This is a genomic window from Methylorubrum populi (genome assembly GCF_002355515.1).
Lineage (GTDB): Bacteria > Pseudomonadota > Alphaproteobacteria > Rhizobiales > Beijerinckiaceae > Methylobacterium > Methylobacterium populi_A.
Window position 1 is genome coordinate 4,476,921 of record NZ_AP014809.1, and the last position, 25,124, is coordinate 4,502,044.

At 69.4% G+C, this 25,124-nt stretch carries 21 protein-coding genes, 2 tRNA genes and 1 pseudogene; 14 read left to right on the forward strand and 10 right to left on the reverse strand.

The genetic code is table 11. From position 1 onward, the window contains the following. Nucleotides 1–23 precede the first annotated feature (23 nt). The 4 genes from MPPM_RS20740 to MPPM_RS20755 all read left to right on the forward strand — a co-directional run bounded on the left by MPPM_RS20740 (nucleotide 24) and on the right by MPPM_RS20755 (nucleotide 3,461). Nucleotides 24–248: a hypothetical protein gene (locus tag MPPM_RS20740; RefSeq protein WP_173807933.1), complete on the forward strand. Its 225-nt coding sequence runs from the start codon at nucleotides 24–26 to the stop codon at nucleotides 246–248. Nucleotides 249–416: 168 nt separating this feature from the next. After that, the gene (xseA, locus tag MPPM_RS20745; RefSeq protein WP_096486677.1) at nucleotides 417–1,985 is read left to right on the forward strand and encodes an exodeoxyribonuclease VII large subunit; all 1,569 of its coding nucleotides are present in this window, start codon (nucleotides 417–419) and stop codon (nucleotides 1,983–1,985) included. 150 nt (nucleotides 1,986–2,135) lie between these two features. Continuing rightward, complete coding sequence (locus MPPM_RS20750) at nucleotides 2,136–2,363, forward strand: DUF4170 domain-containing protein (RefSeq protein ID WP_063987092.1); 228 nt, start codon at nucleotides 2,136–2,138, stop codon at nucleotides 2,361–2,363. A gap of 153 nt (nucleotides 2,364–2,516) precedes the next feature. Continuing rightward, a complete protein-coding gene (locus MPPM_RS20755) occupies nucleotides 2,517–3,461 on the forward strand; it encodes a ribose-phosphate pyrophosphokinase (protein WP_096486678.1) in 945 nt (314 codons plus the stop codon). Between the two features lie 126 nt (nucleotides 3,462–3,587). Here MPPM_RS20755 and greA read toward each other — a convergent pair whose 3' ends face one another. From greA to MPPM_RS20770, 3 genes are all read right to left on the reverse strand, one after another. Next, complete coding sequence (gene greA, locus MPPM_RS20760) at nucleotides 3,588–4,052, reverse strand: transcription elongation factor GreA (protein ID WP_096486679.1); 465 nt, start codon at nucleotides 4,050–4,052, stop codon at nucleotides 3,588–3,590. 54 nt (nucleotides 4,053–4,106) lie between these two features. Further along, nucleotides 4,107–5,093 carry an acrylyl-CoA reductase (NADPH) gene (acuI, locus tag MPPM_RS20765; RefSeq protein ID WP_096487949.1) on the reverse strand — a complete coding sequence of 329 codons (987 nt, stop codon included), beginning with the start codon at nucleotides 5,091–5,093 and terminating at the stop codon, nucleotides 4,107–4,109. 90 nt (nucleotides 5,094–5,183) lie between these two features. Further along, a complete protein-coding gene (locus tag MPPM_RS20770) occupies nucleotides 5,184–5,807 on the reverse strand; it encodes a hypothetical protein (RefSeq protein WP_096486680.1) in 624 nt (207 codons plus the stop codon). 510 nt (nucleotides 5,808–6,317) lie between these two features. Between MPPM_RS20770 and fdxA the strand changes: the two genes are divergently transcribed. The 3 genes from fdxA to MPPM_RS20785 all read left to right on the forward strand — a co-directional run bounded on the left by fdxA (nucleotide 6,318) and on the right by MPPM_RS20785 (nucleotide 8,905). Further along, nucleotides 6,318–6,656, forward strand: a complete 339-nt coding sequence (gene fdxA, locus MPPM_RS20775) for a ferredoxin FdxA (RefSeq protein WP_017484287.1) — start codon at nucleotides 6,318–6,320, stop codon at nucleotides 6,654–6,656. 502 nt (nucleotides 6,657–7,158) lie between these two features. Further along, complete coding sequence (locus MPPM_RS20780; RefSeq protein WP_096486681.1) at nucleotides 7,159–7,749, forward strand: CarD family transcriptional regulator; 591 nt, start codon at nucleotides 7,159–7,161, stop codon at nucleotides 7,747–7,749. Between the two features lie 283 nt (nucleotides 7,750–8,032). After that, nucleotides 8,033–8,905 carry an RNA polymerase factor sigma-32 gene (locus MPPM_RS20785; protein ID WP_096486682.1) on the forward strand — a complete coding sequence of 291 codons (873 nt, stop codon included), beginning with the start codon at nucleotides 8,033–8,035 and terminating at the stop codon, nucleotides 8,903–8,905. A gap of 85 nt (nucleotides 8,906–8,990) precedes the next feature. Here MPPM_RS20785 and MPPM_RS20790 read toward each other — a convergent pair whose 3' ends face one another. Continuing rightward, nucleotides 8,991–10,004 carry a LysR family transcriptional regulator gene (locus MPPM_RS20790; protein WP_244573374.1) on the reverse strand — a complete coding sequence of 338 codons (1,014 nt, stop codon included), beginning with the start codon at nucleotides 10,002–10,004 and terminating at the stop codon, nucleotides 8,991–8,993. Between the two features lie 569 nt (nucleotides 10,005–10,573). Here MPPM_RS20790 and MPPM_RS20795 point away from each other — a divergent pair. From MPPM_RS20795 to MPPM_RS20810, 4 genes and pseudogenes are all read left to right on the forward strand, one after another. Next, nucleotides 10,574–10,650, forward strand: a tRNA-Pro gene (locus MPPM_RS20795). 45 nt (nucleotides 10,651–10,695) lie between these two features. Next, nucleotides 10,696–10,772, forward strand: a tRNA-Arg gene (locus tag MPPM_RS20800). Nucleotides 10,773–11,124: 352 nt separating this feature from the next. Next, nucleotides 11,125–11,538: a site-specific integrase gene (locus tag MPPM_RS20805; RefSeq protein WP_162296275.1), complete on the forward strand. Its 414-nt coding sequence runs from the start codon at nucleotides 11,125–11,127 to the stop codon at nucleotides 11,536–11,538. Then, a pseudogene (locus MPPM_RS20810) lies at nucleotides 11,535–11,653 on the forward strand (ATP-binding protein); the annotation flags it as partial. The gene MPPM_RS20805 and the pseudogene MPPM_RS20810, both read left to right, overlap by 4 nt. On the opposite strand, the gene MPPM_RS28420 reads toward MPPM_RS20810, so the two are convergent. Next, entirely contained in the window at nucleotides 11,601–11,843 is a 243-nt protein-coding gene (locus MPPM_RS28420; RefSeq protein WP_162296237.1) for a hypothetical protein, read from the reverse strand. The pseudogene MPPM_RS20810 and the gene MPPM_RS28420 sit on opposite strands and share 53 nt — an antisense overlap. 117 nt (nucleotides 11,844–11,960) lie before the next feature. Here MPPM_RS28420 and MPPM_RS20815 point away from each other — a divergent pair, with 117 nt between their 5' ends. Continuing rightward, on the forward strand, nucleotides 11,961–12,245 hold the full coding sequence (locus tag MPPM_RS20815; RefSeq protein WP_096487950.1) for a hypothetical protein: 285 nt from the start codon (nucleotides 11,961–11,963) through the stop codon (nucleotides 12,243–12,245). A 454-nt stretch (nucleotides 12,246–12,699) separates the two neighbouring features. Further along, nucleotides 12,700–12,891, forward strand: coding sequence for a hypothetical protein (locus MPPM_RS28135; protein ID WP_157914227.1), 192 nt, complete (start codon nucleotides 12,700–12,702; stop codon nucleotides 12,889–12,891). Between the two features lie 366 nt (nucleotides 12,892–13,257). On the opposite strand, the gene trmFO is transcribed toward MPPM_RS28135, so the two are convergent. The 5 genes from trmFO to uvrA form a co-directional block, all read right to left on the reverse strand. Then, nucleotides 13,258–14,682 (reverse strand): methylenetetrahydrofolate--tRNA-(uracil(54)-C(5))-methyltransferase (FADH(2)-oxidizing) TrmFO, encoded by a 1,425-nt coding sequence (trmFO, locus tag MPPM_RS20825; RefSeq protein ID WP_096486685.1) that lies wholly within the window; start codon nucleotides 14,680–14,682, stop codon nucleotides 13,258–13,260. A 137-nt stretch (nucleotides 14,683–14,819) separates the two neighbouring features. Next, entirely contained in the window at nucleotides 14,820–16,970 is a 2,151-nt protein-coding gene (locus MPPM_RS20830) for a methyl-accepting chemotaxis protein (protein ID WP_096486686.1), read from the reverse strand. Nucleotides 16,971–17,439: 469 nt separating this feature from the next. After that, nucleotides 17,440–18,414: a S1C family serine protease gene (locus MPPM_RS20835; RefSeq protein WP_096486687.1), complete on the reverse strand. Its 975-nt coding sequence runs from the start codon at nucleotides 18,412–18,414 to the stop codon at nucleotides 17,440–17,442. Nucleotides 18,415–18,694: 280 nt separating this feature from the next. Continuing rightward, nucleotides 18,695–19,636, reverse strand: a complete 942-nt coding sequence (locus tag MPPM_RS20840; RefSeq protein WP_096486688.1) for a transporter family protein — start codon at nucleotides 19,634–19,636, stop codon at nucleotides 18,695–18,697. Nucleotides 19,637–20,174: 538 nt separating this feature from the next. Beyond that, nucleotides 20,175–23,306 carry an excinuclease ABC subunit UvrA gene (gene uvrA / locus MPPM_RS20845; protein WP_096486689.1) on the reverse strand — a complete coding sequence of 1,044 codons (3,132 nt, stop codon included), beginning with the start codon at nucleotides 23,304–23,306 and terminating at the stop codon, nucleotides 20,175–20,177. Nucleotides 23,307–23,924: 618 nt separating this feature from the next. Between uvrA and MPPM_RS29235 the strand changes: the two genes are divergently transcribed. Further along, the gene (locus MPPM_RS29235; RefSeq protein WP_096486690.1) at nucleotides 23,925–24,962 is read left to right on the forward strand and encodes a methyl-accepting chemotaxis protein; all 1,038 of its coding nucleotides are present in this window, start codon (nucleotides 23,925–23,927) and stop codon (nucleotides 24,960–24,962) included. The last annotated feature ends 162 nt before the right edge of the window (nucleotides 24,963–25,124 follow it).

Consider the following 25,124-nt stretch of genomic DNA (forward strand, 5'->3'; position numbering starts at 1 on the left):
CGGTTGGCCGGGCTCGCCTGTTGATGACCGCCATGCCGATCTGTCGCCACTCGATCGCCTCCCCCTCCCGCCCGCCCCGCGAGCGCCCGATCGTTCGGCTGTCGGATTACGTGATCCAGCGCCGCTCGGCGCCCCGGGCCGCCAACGACAACCGCCGCTCCCGTCTCGCGCCGGTCTGGCCCTGGGCCGTGGCGGCTGCGGCGGCTCCGGCCGTGACGGCGGCGCTGATCCTCACGCGTCTGATCTGACTCAGAAGGCCTCGTCCCGCGTCCGACGGCGCCTTCTGGTAAGCAAGGCCTGTCCCGGATAGGGAAGGGCAAGGGACGCGGCCGCCGCGCCACACCCGGACGCCCTTCCCCAACCGATCGGCCGCTCGGCCTTTACCTCCCCCGGCGGGTTCCCTAGCGTCCGGCCCCATGCCGCTCGTGCCCCCGCCACGTCCCGCGATCGCCGCCGCCGTGCCGCCGCCGGGGGAGCCGGCGCCCGCGGCGCTGCTCCAGGCCAATGCCCCCGAATGGTCGGTGGGCGATCTCGCCGCCGCCCTCAAGCGCACCCTGGAGGACGCCTTCGGCCATGTGCGCCTGCGCGGCGAGATCTCAGGCTATCGCGGGCCGCACGGCTCGGGCCACGCCTATTTCTCGCTCAAGGACGGCACGGCGAAGATCGACGCGGTGGTGTGGAAGGGCGTGCTCGGGCGCCTGCGCCAGAAGCCCAAGGAAGGGCTGGAGGTCGTCGCCACCGGCAAGATCACGACGTTTGCCGGAAAATCCTCGTACCAGATCGTCATCGACTCGATGGAGCCCGCCGGCATCGGCGCCTGGATGGCTCTGCTTGAGGAGCGCAAGCGCCAGCTCGCGGCCGAAGGCTTGTTCGAGGCGGAGCGGAAACGGCCGATCCCGTTCCTGCCGCGGGTGGTCGGCGTCGTCACCTCGCCCACCGGCGCGGTGATCCGCGACATCCTCCACCGGCTGGAGGACCGCTTTCCCCGCCCCGTACTGGTCTGGCCGGTGCGGGTCCAGGGGGAGGGGGCGGCCGAAGAAATCGCCGCGGCGATCCGGGGCTTCAACGGGCTTTCTCCCGATGGCGCGATCCCGCGGCCGGACGTGCTGATCGTCGCCCGCGGCGGCGGCTCGATCGAGGATCTCTGGGCCTTCAACGAGGAGGCGGTGGTGCGCGCCGCCGCCGAATCCGAGATCCCGCTGATCTCGGCGGTCGGCCACGAGACCGACACCACGCTGATCGACTTCGCCTCCGACCGCCGCGCCCCCACACCCACGGGCGCGGCCGAGATGGCGGTGCCGGTGCGCGCCGAACTCTCGGCCCAGATCCACGATCTCGGCGCCCGGCAGGCGGGCACGATGCTGCGGCGGATCGAGCGCGAGCGAGCGGATTTCCGCGCCCTGGTGCGGGCGATCCCCGGCGCCGACGCGTTCCTCGCCGCCAAGCGCCAGCGCCTCGACCTCGCCGACGCGCGGCTGCGCCCCGCGCTCGCCGCCAATGCCCGCGATTCCCGCGAGCGCCTCAACCGCCTCGCCGACCGGCTGACCCGGCGCTCGCCCGCCATCGCGCTCGCCGAAGCGCGGGCGCGGCTCGCCGGGATCGACCACCGCCCGCGCACCGCCATCGCCCGCATCATCGAGCGCCGCCGCGACCGGCTCGGGGCGCAGGCCGGCCTGCTCGGCGCCTTGAGCTACAAGGCCGTGCTCGCCCGCGGCTACGCCCTGGTGCGCGACGCCGACGGCCTGCCGGTGCGCTCGGCCACGACCGCCGCGACCGCCGCGCGGCTCCAGCTCCAGTTCGCCGACGGCGCCGTCTTCGCGCGCCCCGAGGACGCACCGGGCGATCCGGCGACTGCCGTCCCGGTCGAGGCCCCGCCCGCGCCGCCGCGACCGAAGCGTGCCTCCCGCCGGACCGCGCCCGAACCGGCGCCGAAAGCCGCGGAAGGCCCCTCCGAGCCGGCGGCGCGGCAGGGCTCGCTGTTCTGACGCGCGGAAGCCGCGGATCCTGCCCGTCCCGCCTCCGGGTCATCCCCTCCTTGCGCGGAGGCGGCTTGACCGGCCCGGCCGGCTCTGCGACCGAGCGGCACGGCTCCTGCCTCACCGGCGGCGGGCCCCGGCATCCCGCAGGAGAGGCGCGTGACCACGACGATCGACTCGGACCAGAAGCTCCACCTCGTGTTCGGCGGTGAGCTGGAGGATGTCTCGGGCGTGCGCTTCCGGGACATCAAGGATCTCGACATCGTCGGCATCTTTCCCGACTACGCCTCGGCCCAGACCGCGTGGCGCGCCAAGGCGCAGGCGACCGTCGACAGCGCGCAGACCCGCTACTTCATCGTCCATCTGCACCGCCTGCTCGAACCGTGATCGCGGTTGAGCGGGGCCGGATCCATGAAACCATTGTGACGGCAGGGTGTCGCTGGTATGAGCCGCGCGGCCGGATGCTTGTGCGGTCTCGGACGTAATCGTTTCGCGTAGCGTCCCGCGAATGACTGAAGAGTGAGCCGAGAGACGCCCGGCATGACGTCGTCCATCAAGATCATCGCCGGCAACGCGAGCCGCCCACTCGCCGAAGCGATCGCCGGCTACCTCGAGTTGCCGCTGGCGAACTGCATGGTCCGGCGCTTCGCCGACATGGAGATCTTCGTCGAGCTGCAGGAGAACGTGCGCGGCGAGGACGTGTTCATCGTCCAGTCGACCTCGTTCCCGGCCAACGACCACCTGATGGAGCTGCTGATCATGATCGACGCCGCGCGTCGGTCCTCGGCGCGGCGCATCACGGCGGTGATCCCCTATTTCGGCTACGCCCGGCAGGACCGGCGCACCTCGGGCCGCACGCCGATCTCGGCCAAGCTGGTCGCCAACCTCATCACCGAGGCGGGCGCCGACCGCGTTCTGACCCTCGACCTCCATGCCGGCCAGATCCAGGGCTTCTTCGACATCCCCACCGACAACCTGTTCGCCGCCCCGGTGATGGTGCGCGACATCAAGGAGCGCCTCGCGCCCGGCGAGCGCATGGTGGTCTCGCCGGACGTCGGCGGCGTGGTGCGCGCCCGCGCGCTCGCCAAGCGCATCGACGCGTCGCTGGCCATCGTCGACAAGCGCCGCGAGCGGGCGGGCGAGTCGGAGGTGATGAACATCATCGGCGACGTCGAGGGCCAGTCCTGCATCCTCGTCGACGACATCGTCGATTCCGGCGGCACCCTGGTGAACGCCGCCGAGGCGCTGCTCAACGCCGGCGCCCGGGACGTGTCGGCCTACATCACCCACGGGGTGCTCTCGGGCGGCGCGGTCTCGCGCATCGCCGCCTCGCGGATGAAGGAGCTCGTCATCACCGATTCGATCCTGCCGACGCAGGCCGTGAAGCTCGCCCGCAACATCCGCGTGATCTCGATCGCGCCGCTGCTCGGCGAGGCGATCGGGCGCACGGCGACGGAGTCGAGCGTGTCGAGCCTGTTCACCTGATCGAAGTCCGGGTTTCCAAAGGGATCATCCCTTTGGCGGGGCGCCGGGGTGGAACCCCGGTCTTCCTCCAGGGCTCCGCCCTGAACCCGCGAAAGGGCTTGCCCTTTCGAAACCCCTGACTTTCGCTCAGCGGATCTCGGCGATCTCGAATTCGTGGTCGTTCACCGTGACGGTGTCGCCGACGCCCTTGCCGGTGAGCGCGCGGGCGAGCGGCGCGACGTAGGAGATCGAGCCGGCCGACGGGTCGGCCTCGTCCTCGCCGACGATGCGGAAGGTCTGGCGCGTGTCGTCCTCGCGCAGCACGGTGACGGTCGCACCGAAGCGCACCACGTCCCCCTCGAACGCCTCAACGAGCTGCGCCGAGTTCTTGCGCGCGCTCCAGTAGCGCAGGTCGCGCGAGAGGCGGGCATGGTCCGCCTTGTCCTGCTGCGGCGAGAGGCCCGACAGCTCCGTCTCCAGCCGCGCCACCTCGGCCTCGATCTGCGCGAGGCCTTCCGGCGTCACGAAGTTGGTGTGGGAGGAAATCGGGCGGTCAGGAAGATCCTCGAAGGCTTCTCCGCCTTCCGGCTCACGGACGAATGCTCTGCTCATAAGATACGCAATGCCTAAGCCTGCACCGGGGTTCCCGCGTGCCGGGATGCCGGCTCAGCCGATCGCGACGACCGTGCGGCCCCGCACCTGCCCCTCGAGCAGGGTCTCAGCGAGGCCGCCGGCCTCCTCCAGGGACACCGTCCGCGTCATCCGCCGCAGGAGATCGCGGTCGAGGTCGCGCGAGAGGCGGGCCCAGGCCTCGCGGCGCGGCCCCTGCGGGGTCGTCACGCTGTTGATGCCGATGAGGGAGACGCCGCGCAGGATGAAGGGCGCGACGGAACTCGGCAGATCCATGCCGCCGGCATTGCCGCAGGCGGCGATCGCCCCGCCGCCCCGGGTCATCGACAGGGCATTGGCCAGCACCTTTCCACCGACCGCATCGATCCCGGCAGCCCAGCGCTCCTTGGCCAGCGGACGCGGCTCGCCCGCGAGCGCCTCGCGCTCCAGGATCTCGGCCGCGCCGAGGCTCTTCAGGTAGTCGGCCTCGCCGGCGCGCCCGGTCGCGGCGATCACGTGCCAGCCGGCGCGCTTGAGGAGCGCCACCGCCACCGAGCCGACGCCGCCGGAGGCGCCCGTCACCAGGGCCGGCCCGTCTTCGGGCGTAAGCCCGTGCCGTTCCAGAGCGAGAACCGAGAGCATCGCCGTGTAGCCGGCCGTGCCGATCGCCATCGCCTCGGCCGGGCTCAGCCCCTCGGGGAGGGGCACCAGCCAGTCGCCTCGCAGGCGGGCGCGCTCGGCCAACCCGCCGAGATGGGTCTCGCCCACCCCCCAGCCGGTGAGCACCACCGCGTCGCCGGGCTTGTGATCGGGATGGTCGGAAGCCTCGACGGTGCCGGCGAAGTCGATGCCGGGGATCATGGGAAAGCGCCGCACCACCGGCATCCGGCCGGTCATGGCGAGCCCGTCCTTGTAGTTCAGGCCCGAATGGGAGACGCGCACGGTGACGTCGCCGTCCATCAGGTCGGCCTCGTCGAACTCGCGCAGGGCGAGGCTCTGACCGGCCTCGCCCTTCTCGATCACCCAGGCTCTGAACGCCGCCATGACCTGCTCCATCCCTCTCGCGCCGGGGAGAGAGCTACGGCGGCCCCGCCTCGAATCAAGGCCGCAGGCGCGGGCGGCGGCAAGCGCGTCTCAATACCCGTCGTAGATGCTGCCCCGCGAGAAGCCGAGGCCCACCGCGATATCCGCGGAGGAGGCGCCGGCAAGGCCGAAGGCGTCCGGGATCGAACCGACCCCGAGGGGGCCGTAGCCGGACGCGGCGCCGACATCCGGTCCGGCCACGGGGGCCGCGGCCGGCACCCAGGCGGCGCGAGCGGGCTGAACCAGAACGCGGCGCTGCGTGGTGGCGTAGACCGGCGGCAAGGTCTCCGGGATCGCCTCCGGCGGGCGCACCAGCACGCGGCGGGTCTGCACCGCGTAGCGCGGCGGCGTGGTGACCCAGCAGCCGACGAGCTGGCCGTAGGCGTCGTACCGGGTCTCCCAGCGGCGCCCGCCGGGGGCGACCAGCACCCGCTCGGATACCGTGTCGTAGACCGGCGGCGTCGTGCGGTAGACGGTGCGCGGCGGCTGGACCAGCACCCGCTCCGAGACGGTGTCGTAGACCGGCGGCGTCACGACGCGGCGATAGCACTCGGCGCTGACGCAAGCCCCCCCGGCCTGCGCGGGCACGGCAAGGACGACGGCCGAGGCAAAGATCGGGACGGCCGCGAGAGCAAGGGAGGGAAAGAGGCTCGGTCGGAGCAGGGGGGCGGCCATGGAACAACCTCGGGACACGACGCGACGTCAGGGCGATCTCGGCACCGCGGCGAGCCCCGTCCGGAGCGTTCCGCGCTGTGCCATTCGACGTGCAGATAGCGGCCAAGGTTGCCTGCCGGACAAGTTCAATTGTCGAAGACAGTAAAATTAACCAACGACTAAGACTACGCAGATCTGAACGCGTCGGATCGACTTGGAATGTCGTCCCTCGGGCGAAGCCGGACGGGTCGCAGCGGCGCCGGGGAGCCCAGGCGGGGGCGCAAGGGAGGCGTTGCCGAAATGCCCTCCGCGCCGCGCAGAGGCTGCGAAGGGGAGGGCGGGCGGAAGGGCGTGCTTGTCAGCCCCTCGGCCAGGGGCTAGAGCGCTTCCAAATCGGGCGGCGGCGGCGCCCGGATCGCATGACACCGCCGCACCAGGGGATCGCATCCGCGCCGAGACAGCGGGTGGCGGGCCGGCCGAGAGGCACGCCCGACCCCGCGAGGACAAGCGGATCTAAGGACCGAACGGCCCATGACCTACGTCGTCACCGACAACTGCATCAAGTGCAAGTACATGGACTGCGTCGAGGTGTGCCCCGTGGATTGCTTCTACGAGGGCGAGAACATGCTCGTCATCCATCCCGACGAATGCATCGATTGCGGCGTGTGCGAGCCGGAATGCCCCGCCGAGGCGATCAAGCCCGACACCGAGGGCAACCTCGAGAGCTGGCTGAAGCTCAACGCCGACTACGCCAAGACCTGGCCCAACATCACCCAGAAGAAGGACGCCCCCGCCGACGCCAAGCAGTGGGACGGGGTGAGCGGCAAGCTGGAGGCGCATTTCTCGCCCAATCCCGGCTCCGGCGACTGACCGCCGCCGTGAGGCGGGGACGCCCTGCGGCGTGAAGCGGCCTCTCGCCGCAGGCCGCAGTCCGTTTCGGATCTCCGAACGCGCCCCGTCCTCCCTCGGAAGATCCGCCGGAGGCCCCGGCGACGCTCTTTCCGAGCCGTGCAAAACCTTCGATCCTCCCATGCGGAGACGCGTTCGCGCGCCGGCAATCCTTTGATTCGCCGGCCCGTTCGTGTTACATGAGGGCTCGCCGTCGCTCACGCCCGATGCGCCCCTCCTTTCATCGCCCGCAAGGCGAGTTCCATCTTTCTGGAAAAGAGGTTGGCTGCGATCGACCGCCGGAAGCATTTTGCTCCCGGCGCGTTCTTTCGTGTGGTGGGAGCAACGCGAAAGCCCGGGAACCGGCCGGCGCCTCAAAGGCGCGCTGCCGGACAGGGGCATGCGCCGGGTGTCCCGCCCCGGAGGTGACGAGCGTGCGGGCGTGGACGCGCCCCGCGTGGATGACAGTGGAGGCTCATTCCGCATGACCACAGCCAAGAAGACGACGGCAGCAGGCCGCCAAGGCTTCAAGACCGGCGAGGCGGTCGTGTATCCGGCGCACGGCGTCGGGCGGATCACCGCGATCGAGGAGCAGGAGATCGCCGGCTACAAGCTCGAGCTGTTCGTCGTCTCGTTCGAGAAGGACAAGATGGTCCTGCGCGTGCCCACCGCGAAGGCCAACAGCGTCGGCATGCGCAAGCTCGCCGAGCCCGAACTCGTCAAGAAGGCCCTCGACGTGCTGACCGGCCGCGCCCGCATCAAGCGGACGATGTGGTCGCGCCGCGCCCAGGAATACGAGGCCAAGATCAATTCCGGCGACCTGATCTCGGTGACGGAGGTCGTGCGCGACCTCTACCGCTCCGAGGCCCAGCCCGAGCAGTCCTACAGCGAGCGCCAGCTCTACGAGGCCGCCCTCGACCGCGTCGTGCGCGAGATCTCCTCGGTCAACCGGATCACCGAGACCGAGGCGCTCAAGCTGATCGAGCAGAGCCTCGCCAAGTCGCCGCGCCGCGCCAAGGCCGACGCCGAGGCGGAAGCCGAGGGCGACGACGACGTGCAGGAGGAGGCTGCCTGAGAGGGCGCCTGCCGGCGAATCGCGACGCTGCACGGCTCGCATTTGTTAACCAGAGGGCTCGGCGCCACGCCGGGCCCTTTTTTCATGCGCCGCCCGCATCCCTCTTGATCATTTCCTCTCCGACGCCACGCGCCCGCAGGGAACAAGCGTCGCACGGATGTGTTGTGCCTCTGCCACGGATGGCTTGCCCCCACGGCCTCGCCCGGCGTTTCGCCGACCAGGAGGCGCGAGAGGGCTGATCCGGAACGCTCGAACCAAGAACGCTCGAACGAGAGAGGCGGGGATGGCAGAGATCGCGGGGATGCGGCGTCAGTTCATTCGAACAGCGATGGAGGCGCCGTTCCTTGCGAGGGAAGAAGAACGCGGGTTGGCGGTGGCCTGGAAGGAGGCGCGCGACGAGCGCGCCCTGCACCGGCTGATCTCAGCGCATATGCGCCTCGTGATCGCGCTCGCCGGCCGCTTCCGCCATTACGGGCTGCCGATGGCAGACCTCGTGCAGGAGGGCCATGTCGGCCTGATGGAGGCGGCGGCCCGCTTCGAGCCGGAGCGGGAGGTCCGCTTCTCGACCTACGCCACGTGGTGGATCCGCGCCTCGATCCAAGACTACATCCTGCGCAACTGGTCGATCGTGCGCGGCGGAACGAGTTCCGCGCAGAAGGCGCTGTTCTTCAATCTGCGCCGCCTGCGCGCCCGGCTGATGCAATCGACCGAGGAGCAGGTCGGCTCCGAGATCCACGGGCGGATCGCCAGCGCCATCGGCGTCTCCCGCGAGGACGTGGCGCTGATGGATGCCCGCCTGTCCGGCCCGGACATGTCGCTCAATGCCCCCGTGGGCGAGGAGAGCGAGGCCTCCTCCGAGCGGATGGACTTCCTCGTCGACAACGCCGCCCTGCCCGACGAGACGGTCTCCGCCCTGGTCGATGGCGAGCGCCGTCTGGTCTGGCTGCGGCAGGCGCTGACGGTGCTGTCGGAGCGCGAACTGCGCATCCTGCGGGAGCGCCGGCTGGCCGAGGATCAGGCGACCCTCGAAGCGCTGGGCCACCGCCTCGGCATCTCGAAGGAGCGCGTCCGCCAGATCGAGAACCGGGCCCTGGAGAAGCTGCGCCGGGCGCTCGCCGAGAAGTTCCCGCAGGCCCCGAGCAGCGTCTACGCCTGACCGTCCGACCGCGCCGAATGCGAAGGGCGACGCCACCGCGTCGCCCTTTCCGCGTCCGAGGCTTGGCCTGCAGATTCGATCGCCTTCAGGGCGACAGGTGGCCCGCTCGGCGGACCGGCCGACGCGTATCGCCCGAGACGCTGGCCAGCGCGGCGCCGAGGCGCTTCGTGGCGAAATCGATGAAGCTGCGCGCCCTCGCCGGCATGAGGCGCGAGGTCGTGACGAAGTAGACCGGCGTTGCCGGCAGGTTCCAATCCGGCAGGACACGCTGGAGGCGCCCGGCGGAGAGATCGTCGTCGACGTTGATGACGTTGGCCCGGGTCAGCCCCTGTCCCGCCACGGCGAAGCGCCGGGCAAGGCTCAGCGAGTTGCAGGATAGGGGACCGCCCACGGTGATCGGGACGGATTCGCCCCCGCGATTGAGCGTCCAAGTGGCGGAGGTGCCCTGCATCGGCAGGATGAATTGATGCTTCTCGAGATCGATGGGCGCCACGGGCGTACCGCGCTCGGCGAGGTAGGCGGGAGATCCGAAGATTCCGTTCTCGACCTCGGCAACCTTGCGCACGATCAGCGACTTCTCGTGAGGCTCCTCGATGGCGACGGCGAGATCGTAACTATCGCCGACCAGATCGACGGGCGCCGGCTTGAGATCGACATGGACGTGGATGTGCTCGTGGAGGGCAGAAAACTCCGTGATCACGCTCGACAGATGGCGCAGCACCCAGAAATCCGGCGGCGCGGCGATCTTGAGAAAACCGCTCGGCCCCCTGGCCACGGCCATCATGTCGTCGAAGGTCCGCTGCGCCTCATCAACCAGACGGGAGATCTGCGCGAGGTAGGCTTCGCCGTAGGAGGTCAACGCCAGCTTGCGGGTGGTGCGATCCAGGAGCCGCAGTCCCACCACCGATTCAAACATGGTAATTCGACGTGACAGGGAAGAAATCGGCATCCCCAATGCCACTGCCGCCTGACTAAAGCTTTTTCTTCGTGCAACCTCAACGAAGAGAGCCATGTCGCGCAGCAGTTGAGTATGCGGCATCTTTGCGCGGTCCATCCAGTCATTACGTGACTGCGTGCCCGGCCGCTGAACGGAAGCCACGCACAACCCTCCTAGTCGTCTATCACATGGGTTTCGAACCACAGCGAGCATAGCAGCGTTCGCTTGGAAAAATAGCTTCGCAAAATGGAACAATCGCTGCGGACCCTTCGCCTGCGTGTGGCGGGACCGCCGTCGGCAAACGGAGCCGTAACGGAACACGGCAGGACGGCGATCAAGGATCTCCGGTCGCACTCGGCCCATGACGAGGCCGGTCCGGCTCTGCCAGAGCCAGTCTTGGGACGTGACCGCGTCCGTCATGGCTCGTCCCTCGTTCGACAGGGCCCCGTGCGAGACACGACGCCGGAGCCTGCAGACATTGGCGCATCTGGTCGGCCGGACGGGGGCAGGCACCTCGTGCATCTCGCCCTCGGATGGCCCACTCCGCTGACGCGCCTCAAACCGAAGTCGCGTATTTTTTGAAAGACGTGTCTTTCCATAAGCTTAGCTTCGTCTTGCAGAGCGAAATGGCTGCCCTGGCCCGAAAGAAGCGTCACGAAAGACGGCGACCCGCTTGCGACCGCGAAAAGTGCCGGCTATAAGCCCGCTCGCCGGCCCTCGGGGGGCGGCATCGGAGTGTAGCGCAGTCTGGTAGCGCACCACGTTCGGGACGTGGGGGTCGCAGGTTCAAATCCTGCCACTCCGACCAAGCAAGAAGAGAAGCGCCTAGAAAGGCGCCGAGAGTTAAAAAAGGGCGCCCGTAGCTCAGCTGGATAGAGCACCAGACTACGAATCTGGGGGTCAGAGGTTCGAATCCTTTCGGGCGCGCCATTCATCTCCCAAGCCATCGCTTGCTGGGAAGTTCAGCTAAAATCAGCACCTTAGACTGCCGACCATACAAACGGGCCATGGTGCTGATGTCGTATCTCATCCGTGATGGGCTGGGCACGTACGACTTCCGCAGTCTACTCCGCCGCCCAGCTCACAGCGCGGCCCAACACTCGCAGAGGCCTGCGAGGCTTGGAAGGCAGGCAGCGGCGCAAGGGGCAGCCGCAAGTCCAGCGGGCAAACCTTGCTCGAAGCCGAACGCTCTGTTCGCCGCCTCAAGGAATGGCACGGAGACATCCGCCTGGGCGATCTCACGCGGGAGAAGGCGAGGGAGTTCAAGGATGCCCTTGCTCGAGTGCCGACACGCCTCCCTGCGGATCTCCGCCGGCTGCCGATGCGGGACCTCCTGAAGCAGGAGCTCAAGGGCTACCCGACGCAACACGCCGCCCCGATCAACAAGACGCTGAACATCCTGTCCGCCATCGTCAGCCACGCTGAGGCCGCCAGAAGCCTCGACACGGTGCCGGCCTTCAAGAACCCGTTCGGCGGCAAGGGCATCAAGCTGGTGGTGGATGCGAGGGCGGCGGATGAGCGGCAACCCTTCAGCGCGGCCGACCTCAAGGCCACTTTCAGCACGGGGGTCTATCGCAGTGGCGAGCGGCCCCGCGGAGCGCGAGGGGAGGCTGCCTTCTGGCTATCGCTGACGGCTCTCCTGTCCGGCGCACGGCAAGGCGAGCTGGCGCCGCTCCGCGTGATGGACGTGGCGTGACCCTGGACGAGCTCGGCTTCCTGCCGTTCCCGCGTGCCGGGGGCAGATGCTGTTCCATCTGGTCAGTCGGCTCTACGAGCGAACCTCGATGATCGTGACGACGAACCTGCCGTTTGATCGCCCTGATCCACGCCGCCGGGATGCCGAAGCGCCGTGATGCTTACCGCGATATGCTCGGCATAGGGGTCGGCTGACGCTGCGCGGGCGAACGGCGAAATCTGCGCGCCAGCCGGGAAGATCGGCGCTGCCGTGGCAATGCCCATGAGCAGTTCACGAGGCACTGGGCCGACTTCGATCGCCGTCATGGCCCGTCTGCTCGACATGCCGAAGGCCGAGTAGGACCATCGAACATTGCTCATTCGCACGACGTTTCCTGACGTCGCCCGAACGAGGGCGGCGAGGAAACGCTTCAGGAGATGGTCATGCGAAAGATCGCGTTGGTCGTTGTTGCCGGCATGCTGGCGATCAGCGGCACGGCTGCAGGGGCGGGCGACAGTTCGGGGAAGGGTGAAAGCCGCATGCAGGGCTCACCGAACGCCGCCGGCTTCGACAAGAAGGAGACCACGGGCACCACGGGTCCGGGTGCCTCGGGCCACGCGCCGGGTCAGGAGATGAAGCGGGACGGGCGCATGCAGGGCTCGCCCAACGCATCCGGCTTCAAGGGCGATGGCGCGGGTTCGTCCTCGGGATCGAGCGGGGGCCGATAGGGACGGTATCGGGTCGGGCGCGGCCGGCGGCGTGCCGGCCCTGCCTCCGGCCGCGGAGGGATCTTGGGAAGGAAGCCGTCCGGCGCGGGCATACGCCTCGTCTGGGCGGATCCCTGAGCCAACCGGACCGGGCCGTCACCCGGCATGTTCCCGATATCCGATCCGGGTGCCCCTCCGGGAGAGCGGCTGCGGACACGGTAGCCGACCCGAGCCATCGCACCGGTCTCCCGGACGAATTTCAGGCGGCCGAGCCGTCCCGCTGGACGCGCCAACTATCTCCTCTCATTGCGAGACATGTCTTCTCACCCTCTCGCTGGCGGAAAGGCTGGCTCGGCTCACGTCCGGCCGGATGGCTCGGGGTATGTGAGCGGCCGGGGGCGAACTTTGCATAATGAGCGCACAAGGCTTATCCCGAGCTCGGCCATATCGGCGGCCGATTCTCCGAGGAGTTTGGATGACCACAGACAAGCAGCCCGATCGCACTGCCGCGTCGCTCGCCTTTGTCTCTGACCGGAACTACCCAGAAAATCTCGATCACACGCCCGATCAACCTATTATCGACGAACAAGACACCGAAGAGCATCACCCGAAGGCGAACGTGTCGCCGACGAATGCCTTCGAAGGTTTCGGCTCCTTCTCAAGCTGAACCGGTCCCGAGGACGGTCTCTCTATCGAGACGTCACGGATGCCCCCGCCTCAAACGCTGGGAGCCCATCGTCCGGGCACTGAATGATCCTGCCGCAGATGCGTATCCCTGCGGTAGGTCCAAGGCGGCCTGAAGGCATGGAGGCGGGAACGCTGATCGTAGCACCACTTCGCCGGCGCGTTGCCCGACTACCAGGGCGGCGCGGTCTCGACCAAGGTGGTGCGGATCGTCCTGTCCTACATCGATCAGGTCAACCACACGGTGTGGTCGAAGCCCGGCCCGTTCTGAGATCCCGGGCTTCCAAAGGGCCTCAAGGCCCTTTGGCGGGTGTTCAGGGCAGAGCCCTGAAGCGGCGAAGGCCGCGCTCTACTCCGCGGCGCGCGGAAGTCCCTTGCCCGTCATCCAGGCGGCGAGGTCGTCCCGGGCCCGGTCGGTCAGCGCACGCTTCTTCAGCGCCGCCTTCTCGGGGCCGCGCAGGCGCTTGCCGGTCTCGTTGCGCGGCATCCGCTCCAACGGCGGGAACAGCCCGAAATTCACGTTCATCGGCTGGAACGAGCGCGGCGCGTTGGCCCCTGCCTCCGCATCCGCCTCGAGATGGCCGCCGGTGATGTGGCCGATCAGGGCGCCGAGGGCGGTGGTCGGGGGCAGGGGCGCCAGTACGGCCCCCTCCGCTTCGGCGAGCGCGTAGCGGCCGGCCATCAGCCCGACCGCGGCGCTCTCGACATAGCCCTCGCAGCCGGTGATCTGGCCGGCGAAGCGGAGCTGCGGCCGTGCCTTTAGCCGCAGGGTCGCGTCGAGGAGGCGCGGGCTGTCGAGATAGGTGTTGCGGTGCAGGCCCCCGAGCCGGGCGAACTCGGCGTTCTCCAGCCCCGGAATCGTGCGGAAGATGCGCACCTGCTCGGCGTGGCGCAGCTTGGTCTGGAAGCCCACCATGTTGAACAGGGTGCCGAGCGCGTTGTCCTGGCGCAGCTGGACGATGGCGTAGGCCTTCACCGTGGGGTTGTGCGGGTTGGTGAGCCCGACCGGCTTCATCGGCCCGTGGCGCAGGGTCTCGGGGCCGCGCTCGGCCATCACCTCGATCGGCAGGCAGCCGTCGAAATAGGGGGTCGTGGCCTCCCACTCCTTGAAGGTCGTCTTCTCGCCGGCGATGAGCGCGGCGACGAAGGCCTCGTACTGCTCCCGGTCCATCGGGCAGTTGAGGTAGTCCGCCCCCGTGCCGCCGGGACCCGCCTTGTCGTAGCGGGATTGGAACCACGCCTTGCCCATGTCGATCGAGTCGCGGTGGACGATCGGCGCGATGGCGTCGAAGAAGGCGAGCGAGTCCCGGCCCGTCAGCGCCCCGACCGCCTCGGCCAGAGCCGGGGAGGTGAGGGGGCCGGTGGCCAGGATGGTCGAACCCCAGTCCTCGGGGGGAAGGCCGGCGACCTCCTCGCGGACGATCGTGATGTTGGGGTGTTCCTCCAACGCCGCGGTCACGGCCCGCGAAAATCCCTCGCGGTCGACGGCGAGCGCCCCGCCCGCGGGCACTTGGTTGGCGTCGGCCGCGCGCATGATCAGCGAGTTCAGGCTGCGCATCTCCTGATGCAGCAGGCCGACGGCGTTGCCGTTGGCGTCGTCCGAGCGGAAGGAGTTGGAGCAGACGAGCTCGGCCAGCCCGTCGCTCTGGTGGGCGTCCGTGCCGCGATGGGGCCGCATCTCGTGCAGCACGGCCCTGCGGCCGCCCTGGGCGATCTGCCACGCGGCCTCGGAACCGGCGAGACCGCCGCCGACGATATGGATCGGGTTCGACATCGCGACGGGATAGAACCACGCCGGCCCGCGATCAATGCGCGTGAGCGCGCGGGGCGCGGGCCCCGGCGTCAGGCCGAGGCGTCGCGCGAGGCTCCCGAGGGCGCGGCCGCCGGCCGGCCTCGGGGGAGGACCGGCGCTCAGGCCGCGCGGACGTTGGAGAGGAACTGCGCCATCTCCGCCCGCAGCGCGCCCGACTGCTCGGCGAGCGCGTCCGCCGCCGCGGCGACAGCTCCGGCCGCGCGGCCGGCATCGTCCGCCTCCGCGGCGACCGCGGCGATGCTCGCCGTCACCTCGCCGGTGCCGGCCGAAGCCTGGGCCATGCTGCGCACGATCTCCTGGGTCGTGGCGCCCTGCTCCTCCACCGCCGTGGCGATGCCGGTGGTCACCCCGCTCATGGTCTGGATCTGCGCGGCGATGTCCTGGATCGCCTGGGAGACGCCGCCGGCCGCAGCCTGGATCGCGCCGACCTGCTGGCCGATCTCCTCGGTCGCCCGGGCGGTCTGGGAGGCCAGTTCCTTCACCTCGGCCGCAACCACGGCGAAGCCGCGGCCCGCCTCGCCGGCGCGGGCCGCCTCGATGGTCGCGTTGAGCGCCAGCAGATTGGTCTGGCCGGCGATGGTCGAGACGAGGCCGACCACGTCGCCGATGCGGTTGGCCGCCGCCGCGAGGTCGGCCATCGTCGCCTCCGTGCGGCCGGCCGCCTCCACCGCCTGCGCCGACATGCCGGCCGCCTGCTCGACCTGACGGCCGATCTCCTCGACGGTGGCGCCGAGTTCCTCGGCCGCCGCCGCCACGGCGTTGACGTTGCCGGCGGTCTGCTGGGCGGCGCCCGCGACGCTGGTGGACCGGGCGGCCGTGCTCTCGACCGAGTGGCGCATCCGGCCCGACGAGGCCTGGAGCCCGCCGACCGCCTCCGAGACCCGCGCGACGATGGCGCCGACGGATTGCTCGAAGCGGTCGGCGAGGTCGCGCAGGAGGGCGCGGCGGGCCTGCTCCTCGCGCATCCGGGCCGCCTCGGTGGTCTTGAGCTGCTGGGCGGCCTCCTCCAGCGACATGTCGCGGATCGTCACCACGGCGCGGGCGATGTCGCCGATCTCGTCGCGGCGGCGGTGGCCCGGCACCTCGGCCAGGGGCTGGCGGGCGGCGAGCGCCTGGAGCGCGCGGGTGAGCGCACCGAGCGGAACGACGAGGGAGCGGGTCAGCAGCAGGCCGGCGAGCCCGGTGCCGGCAAGCACGCACAGGCCGATCAGGGCGAGCGTGCGCGACAGGGCGCTCGCCGCGCTCACGGCCTCCGCCTCGCTCTGCTGCGCGATCACGGCCCAGGGGGCGCCGAGCACCGAGACGGGGGCGCTCGCCGCCATGTGGCTGCCCTCGGGCGTCGCGTAGGCGAAACGCCCACTCGACCGGGTCTGCTCGGCGGGGATGCCGATCGCGGCGAGCGGGGCGCCGGCCCGCGCGTCCCGGTTCAGGGGCGGATTGGAGCGCAGGCGCCCGTCGGCGCCCGCCGCCACGATCTGCCCGGTCTCGCCGAGGCCCACGCGCTTGGCCAAAGTCCGGTCGAACAGGTCCGGCGTGACGCGCAGCGCGATGAAGCCGACCCGCTCCGCCGCCTGCCCGGTGCCCATGGCGACGTTCGCCCGCTTGGTGATCGCCCGGCCGATGAAGGCGGAGGGGCCGTCACCCACGGGATAGGCGGCGAAATCCTCGAACACGGGCGCGTCCGAACCTTGCGCCTTCAGCCGCGCGACGAGGCGGGCGAGGCCGCTGCCGGCGAGCGCCGGATCGTCGAGGGAGCGGGCGAAATCCGCGCCCTTGGTGGTGGTGTAGGCGATGCGGCCCTGCTCATCGACGACGATGAGATCGCCGTAGCCCGGGTCGGCCAGGAGGCGGCGGGCCACCTCCTGCACCTTGCCGTGGCGGCGGCCGTACATCGTGCCGGGGGCCTCGAATGCGAGGCGCGCCTCGGGCGTCGCCAGATCGCGCAGGGCCGCTGTAACGGCGGCGTGATCGGGCTTGGCGGGATCGAGCGCCTCGATCAGGTCGGGGGCGTTCGAGGCAACCTGCGGATGCCCGGCGACCGACAGGAAGTCGGCCTGCATCCGGTCCGCGACGAGTTCGATCGCGTCGCGCCGCGCCTCCGCGGCGAGCTGTAGGCGCTCGCCCGCGGCCTCGACGAGGCCGGACTTGGCCGACGACCAACTCAAGGCGCCCATCGCCGTGGCGCTGAGCAGCGCGAGGCCGATCGTCGCCGCGGGCAAACGGGTGCTGATGCGCTGCAAGTTCGGCATGTCGTCGTTTCGCTCGAATGATGAGACGACAGCTTTGTAATATCTCGAATGTTAATGAGCCGCGAATCTTGCACATTCTACCCGCCCAAAACGGATGAATGGCCTCTCGATCGAGTCTCCGCACTCCGGCGGCACCGACGCCAACGCGTCCGCTCCGATTTTATATCATATGATACTATAGGCTCCTCCCTGTCATCGTCATGAGACCGCGCCGCCATCACCGCCCGGTGCAGGATCTCGCGACGGCGGTGAGCCGGCTCCGCCGCAGCGGCCCGGCGCCGCCCACGACGGCGATCGCGTTGGGGCAGGTGCGGGAGGCGATCGGCTCTCGCAGCCTCCGGCCTGTTCGACGACACCGACGGCAGTGGCAGGAAAAGGCCGTCGTGATCCCGGCCCAGGAGGCTCGCACCGTCCCCGCCCCACGGTTTCCCGTCGGGCGCGGCTCGGTCGGGCAGGCGGCCGCCGGCCGTCAGTGCAGCTTCGGCCTGATCAGGAACCGGTTGCGGTCGACCGAGGTCAGCGAGAGCCGCGTCAGGCGCCCGTCCCGGCTGATCGTGAGCGGCACCCGCACCCCCGCCTCGCCGAGCGCCCAGACCTGCCGGAAGAAGCCGGCGAGGTCGGCCACCGGCTCGCCCGCCACCTCGGTCAGCACGTCGCCCGCGCGCAGGTCGGCGGCCTCCGCCGGGCCCTTGTCGGCGGAGCCCATCACCACGACGCCGTCCTCGGTCTCCGTGGCGTAGAGGCCGAGCCAGGGGCGGGGCGGGCGGTCGGCCCGCCCGCGGGTCTCGAGATCGGTGAGGATCGGCGGCAGGAGGTCGATCGGCACGACCATGTTGATCGCACGGCCCGTCCCCGAGCCGCCCTGCTGCAGCTGCAGCGAGCCGATGCCGATCAGGGCCCCGTCGGGCCCGATCAGGGCTGTGCCGCCCCAATGCGGGTGGGAGGGGGCGGTGAACAGGGCTTCGTCGAGGACGTATTCCCAGTATCCGGCGAATTCCTGCCGGGCGACGAGTTCGACCGCGAGGCTGTGCGAGCGGCCGCCCGCGCCGGCAACCACCGCCCGCTCGCCGACCTGGAGCGCCTCCGAGCGCCCGATCCTCAGCGCGGGCAGATCGAGGCGGCCCAGCGCCTGGACGAGTCCGAAGCCGGTCTCGCCGTCGTAGCCGACCACGTAGGCCGGCACGGAGCGCCCGTCCTGGGTGGTGAGCCAGACGCTCTCGGCCTCCAGCACGAGGTAGCCGATGGTGAGCACCAGCCCGTCCTCGCGGATCACCACGCCGTTGCCGGCCCGCTCGGTGCCGAGGGTCTCCGCCGTGAAGGCGTCCGCCGGCACGCGGGTCGAGAGAGAGACGACCGAGGTCAGTGCCCGCTCCAGATCGTAGGCGTAATCGCCGGCCTTCGGCTGCAGGGCGGCCGGGATCCTGAATTCGCCGTGCGCGGACATGTTCTGCAATTTCCCTGCGCCCCGCCCTGCTGCCGTCCGTCGGAGGGCGTCCGCGAAGCGGATCGCATTCGGTCTGACGGGCGGCGCTTCCGACACAGATAGGCGGCGCACATCACCCCGACACCCGTCCGGCACCGCGTCGAATGGCGCCCGGATCGGGACCGGGTCTCGCGGCTCCTCACCCCGCGATCACCCGGAAACGGATGAAGCCGCCCGGCCTCTCGGCCGGGCGGCTTCCATTCCGGAGATCGGGGACGTGGTGCGTCCCCGCCCCGATTGATCAGTACTTGCGAACCAGCGGGGCCGGAGCCGGGGCCGCAGCCGCCACCGGGGTGTAGAGCGGGGCGATGATGCGGAACCAGCCGTCGGTGCTCTCGCGGACACCGGCCGAGGTCACGACGTCGCGGGCGACGTAGGCCTGAACCGAGAAGGGTCCGAAGTCGTAGCCGATGAGGCCGCCGAGGGCGAACCGGCCACCGCGACCGATGCGGCTGGTCGGGTCGTTCACAAAGGCGAGCAGGTTCGGGTCGAGGTTGACCGTGCCGTAGCCGATCGCGCCGATCTCGAACTTGCCGAACTTCTTGGTCGCGGTCAGGTCGAGGTTGAACGCGTCCGAGATCTGCACCGGGCCGAAGAAGGCCGGGATGCCGTTCGGGCCGTTGAAGCGGCTCGGGGAGTCGTAGAAGTTGTAGGTCAGGTTGGCGGTCAGGTTCCAGCCGTCGCCGGTGTAGCTGATGGCGCCGCCGACGCGGTAGGTGTTGGAGGCCAGGATGTTCAGGCCGCCGCCGCGACCGGCGTTGAGCTCGTTGAGGTACGAACCGCCGAGCAGGCTGACGCCGATGTTGCCGCCGAGGTCGAACGCCCAGATCGCGCCGACGAAGGTGCCGACGTTGATCGAGGTGTCACGGCCGCCCGCGGCGCGGCTGAAGGTGAACACGGTCGGGGGGGCCACGACGAACTCGAGCCGGCCGCCGAACGGCACGTAGGGGGTCGACCACACCAGGATCGGAATGTTGACGGCGGTGTCGACCGCGGTCGCGTTCGGGCCATCCGGGCTGCGATAGGTGAAGGTGTTGATCGCGTAGATGCCCTCGGGGAGCGGCGCGCCGACGGCCAGACCGACCTGCTCACCGGGAACCGTGGTCGTCTGCGCCTGGGCGACGGTCGCCGTCATTCCGGCCGTGAGCGCGATCGCGCCCGCGGCGAGCCAGTTCTTCATCATTTTTCTCGTTCCTTCCCAAGGATTTCAGGCGTCCGCCCCGTAGCGCCCGCACCCCCTTACGCGCCCCTCGCTCCCCAGAGCGGGATGGCCGGGCCAGTGCCGGTGCCCCCTACGGCCGCACCTCAAGTCTCGACGTCGGGAACTATTCTACAGACCGGCCGCGAAAGACAGGGGATTGCCTTCAATCTCGGCAGTTCGGATCTCACCGTTGCGCAAAAGTCGCATTTTTGCTGCGGAGCAACGAAGCCCTTAACGATCCCTTAATGCTGTCCATCTTCGGCCAACGCAGTGCCGCGAGATGGATTCAGGTAAAATAGTACATTTTCCTCAAGCAATTGGCAGCCTAACACGGCTAGGAGGCTTCGGCAGGACGGGCCGGGCGATTGCGCAAGTGCGAATGCGGGATCGGCACTCAGCCGGGGCGGTCGCAGCCGTTCGCGGCGCGATGAACGGACCGGTGATGCGGTCCGAATCGCCGTCTCGGCCCCCGGGGCCACGGTCGCCCCGGAACCGGCCGTCATCGGGCTGTGACGTCCGTCTACTCCGCCGCCTGCCGGCCCGCGGCCGCGCCGCGGCGGCGCGCGGCCCCCACGGCTTTCGGTTTGCCGTCAACCGCCTTGGCCGCCTCCTTCGGCTTTCCGGCGGGGCGCCGGGCCAGCACCTCGCGCAGGAAGCGGCCGGTATGGCTCGCCGTGCTCGCGGCGATCTCTTCGGGCGTGCCCTGCGCCACGACGCGCCCGCCGCCGTCGCCGCCCTCGGGGCCCATGTCGATCACCCAGTCGGCGGTCTTGATCACCTCCAGGTTGTGCTCGATCACCACGACCGTGTTGCCCTGCTCGACCAGCTCGTGGAGCACCTCCATCAGCTTGGCGACGTCGTGGAAGTGCAGGCCGGTGGTGGGCTCGTCGAGGATGTAGAGGGTGCGCCCCGTGGCCCGCTTCGACAGCTCCTTCGAGAGCTTCACCCGTTGCGCCTCGCCGCCCGAGAGCGTGGTCGCCTGCTGGCCGACGCGGACGTAGTGCAGGCCGACGCGGGCCAGCGTCTCCATCTTTTCGCGGATGGACGGCACCGCCTTGAACAGGTCCGCCGCCTCCTCCACCGTCATGTCGAGCACGTCGGCGATGGACTTGTTGCGGTAGCGCACCTCCAGCGTCTCGCGGTCGTAGCGCTTGCCCTTGCACACGTCGCAGGTAACGTAGACGTCGGGCAGGAAGTGCATCTCGATCTTGATGACGCCGTCGCCCGAGCAGGCCTCGCAGCGCCCGCCCTTGACGTTGAAGGAGAAGCGCCCGGCCTGGTAGCCGCGGGCCTTGGCCTCGGGCAGGCCGGCGAACCAGTCGCGGATCGGGGTGAAGGCGCCGGTATAGGTCGCCGGGTTCGAGCGCGGGGTGCGGCCGATCGGCGACTGGTCGATGTCGATGACCTTGTCGAGATGCTCCAGCCCGTCGATCCGCTCGAACGGGGCGGGGTGCTCCAGGGCGCCGTTGAGGCGCTTGGCCGCCGCCTTGTAGAGCGTGTCGATGATGAGGGTCGACTTGCCGCCGCCGGAGACGCCGGTGATGCAGGTGAAGGTGCCGAGCGGGATCTCGGCGGTCACGTTCTTCAGGTTGTTGCCCCGCGCGCCGACCAGCCGCAGCATCCCGCGGCCGGGCTTGCGCCGGGCTTTGGGCGTGTGCACCGAGAGTTCGCCGGTGAGATACTTCGCGGTGAGCGAAGCCGGGTCCTTCAGAAGCTCTTCCGGCGTGCCCTGCGCGACGATCTCGCCGCCATGGATGCCCGCGCCCGGCCCGACATCGACCACGTAGTCGGCCTGGAGGATCGCGTCCTCGTCGTGCTCGACCACGATCACCGAGTTGCCGAGATCGCGCAGGCGCTTGAGGGTGCCGAGCAGGCGCTCGTTGTCGCGCTGGTGCAGGCCGATCGAGGGCTCGTCGAGGACGTAGAGCACGCCGGTGAGCCCCGAGCCGATCTGCGAGGCGAGGCGGATGCGCTGGCTCTCGCCGCCCGAGAGCGAGCCCGAGCCGCGCGCCAGCGTCAGGTATTCGAGGCCGACATCGACGAGGAAGGTCAGCCGGTCGCGGATCTCCTTGAGGATCCGCACCGCGATCTCGTTCTGCTTGTCGGTGAGCTTTTCAGAAATCTCCGAGAACCAGCGATGCGCCTCGCGCACGGAGAGCGCGGTGACGTCGCCGATATCCTGCCGGTCGATCTTGACCGCGAGCGCCTCGGGCTTGAGCCGCTTGCCGCCGCAGGCGGCGCAGGGCGTGGCGCTCATGAAGCGGCCGATCTCCTCGCGGGAGGCGTCGCTCTCGGTCTCCTTGTAGCGCCGCTCCAGGTTCGGGATCACGCCCTCGAACGGCTTGTTGACCGAGTAGGAGCGAAGCCCGTCATTGTAGTCGAAGCGCACCGATTCCTTGGCCGTACCGAACAGGATCACGTCGCGGGCCTGCGCCGGCAGCGCCGACCACGCGACGCTGGTCTTGAAGCCGAAATGCTTGGCCAGGGCGTCGAGGGTCTGGTCGTAATAGGGCGAGGTCGATTTCGCCCAGGGCGCCACCGCGCCGCGCTTCAGGGTGAGCGCGGGATCGGAGATCACCAGTTCGGGATCGATCCGCATCTCGTGGCCGATGCCGCCGCAGGTCGGGCAGGCGCCGAACGGATTGTTGAACGAGAACAGCCGCGGCTCGATCTCGGGGATAGTGAAGCCGGAAACCGGACAGGCGAAGCGCGACGAGAACGTGATCTTTCTCGGGGTCTCACCCTCGGGCGCGTCGGCGAATTCGATGTCGGCGATGCCGTCGGCGAGATCCAGCGCGGTCTCGAAGGAATCGGCGAGGCGGCTGGCGATGTCGTCGCGCACGACGATGCGGTCCACCACCACGTCGATGTCGTGCTTGAGCTTCTTGTCGAGCTTCGGCACGTCGTCGATCGGGTAGTACTCGCCGTCGATGCGCAGGCGCTGAAAGCCCTTCTTCTGGAACTCGGCGATCTCCTTGCGGTACTCGCCCTTGCGGCCGCGCACCACGGGCGCGAGCAGGTAGAGCCGGGTCTTCTCCGGCAATTCCAGCACCCGGTCGACCATCTGAGAGACGGTCTGGCTCTCGATCGGCTCGCCGGTGGCCGGCGAGTAGGGGATGCCGACGCGCGCCCAGAGCAGGCGCATGTAGTCGTAGATCTCGGTCACCGTGCCGACGGTGGAGCGCGGGTTCTTCGAGGTCGTCTTCTGCTCGATGGAGATGGCCGGCGAGAGCCCATCGATCTGATCGACGTCGGGCTTCGACATCATCTCCAGGAACTGGCGGGCATAGGCCGAGAGCGATTCGACGTAGCGGCGCTGCCCTTCCGCGTAGATCGTGTCGAAGGCCAGCGACGACTTGCCCGAGCCCGACAGGCCGGTGAACACCACGAATTTATCGCGGGGGATCGTCAGGTCGACGTTCTTGAGATTGTGCTCGCGGGCGCCACGCACCGAGATGACGCGGGTGTCGCGCGCGGCCGGGGCGGCCGCGTCGAACAGGGCGGCCAGCCGTGCGTCGGTCCTCGCCTCGGCCGTGTCCTGGCTTCCCACCTTATTCGTGGAGGCCTTGTTCTTGGCGTCCTTGATCTTGGCGTCCTTGATCTTGGCATCCTTGGCCGTGGTCTCGGCTTTGCGGGCTTTGGCTGTGGCCATGGGCGACGAATTCTCTGCGGCGGATCCGGGCCGCCCGGATGCGGCGCCCCCTCGATCGTTCGGACGGCAACGGGCGTGCCGCGCGGGAAAACAGTATCCGGGGACGGAGATGGGTTCCCAGCGGCTCGAAACCACTAGAACGGAACGGGTACGACGGCAACGCCGACCTGCTCTGCGCGGCGGGGAAGGCGGATCGGACGCGGTCCGCGGTGCCGGAGACCGACTGGCCGGGCCTCTGGCCTGAGCCGAACCGGATTCGGCCCCAGGCCCATCCGAGGTTCCGGCATCGCGCGTCCGCACGACTTCTGAGGTCGAGACCTTCGGGTTCGCCCAGCCATCGGCCCGCATCGTGTCGTCGATCGCGGTGGCCTGCGGATCGGCCAGGAAAGCCGGCCGGTCGGTCGCCTCAATCCGGTCCGCCGTGAGCCTATCGCGGGCCAATATCTCTCGGCCCAAGCCTAAACCCGATGGAATCGCCCAAAAACACGCCAACCGCCAAAATAATAGCCAAGCAAACTGAAAGGTATTTTAGAAGTAATTTAAGAACAATTTTGCTAAACCTCAGCACAGTCCGATCAATGCTAAGAAGCACAGCCGTAGAGTGCTCTCGGGGGTTGCATGAACGACTTATCCCTTGCCGAGGTGGTTGGTGCGTCTGCGCGCGCCCTGAAGAACGAGGCCTCATCGAATCTCGGTGCCATTCAGTCGATTGCGAGCCGCATGAAGCTGCTGGCCCTGAACGCGCTCATCGAGGCGGCCCATGCGGGCGAGAAGGGCGCGGGCTTCTCGGTCGTCGCGCAGGAAGTCCGAACCGTCTCGGGCGAGGTCGAGACCCTGGCCACCGCGCTCGGGCTCGGCCTCAGAACCGGCGTGGACGACCTCACCGGGGCCGTCGCGCGGCTGGCAGGCGAGGCCCGCGCCACCCGCTGCGTGGACCTCGCGCTGAACGCCGTCGAGTTGATTGACCGCAATCTCTACGAGCGCACCTGCGACGTGCGCTGGTGGGCGACCGACGCCGCCCTGGTCGCTTGCGCACAGCATCCCGCACCGGAGGCCGCGGCCTACGCGGCCGAGCGGCTCGGCGTGATTCTCTCGGCCTACACGGTCTATCTCGATCTCTGGCTGTGCGATCTTCAGGGCCGGGTGATCGCCAGCGGCCGGCCCGACACCTATCCCGGCATCGTCGGGGCGCAGGTCGAGGCCGAGGCGTGGTTCCGGGATGCCTGCGCCCTGCACAGCGGCGACGCCTTCACGGCGGTCGACGTGCGGACCGAGCCGCGCCTGCGCGGGGCGCAGGTCGCCACCTACTGCGCCAGCGTGCGGGACAGCGGTCGCCCGGAGGGGGCGCCACTCGGCATTCTCGCCATCCATTTCGACTGGCAGCCGCAGGCCCGCGCCATCGTCCAGGGCGTCCGGTTGGGCGCGGGCGAGCGGGAGCGGACCCGCGTGATGCTGCTCGACGCCCGCAACCGCGTGATCGCCTGCTCCCGGGGCGAGGGGGTGCTGAGCGAGACCTACCGCCTGCGCACGGACGGACGGTCCCAGGGCCATTACCGCGACGAGCGGGACCGCCTCGTCGCCTTCCACGAAACGCCCGGCTACGAGACCTATCGCGGGCTCGGCTGGCGCGGCGTGATCGAACAACAGGTCGAATGAGGCGCCTATAGCCTACCACGACATCCTGAAACGTATTCGGCCCGTATAGGCGGTTTGTGCGTGGCCAGATTGATGAAATCGTAGCACGAATGCACCAAAATTAAGCAAAGCCGATAGGGCGAAATCCTTACTTTACGTCCGCCTGTCACGGTGCGGCGCAAA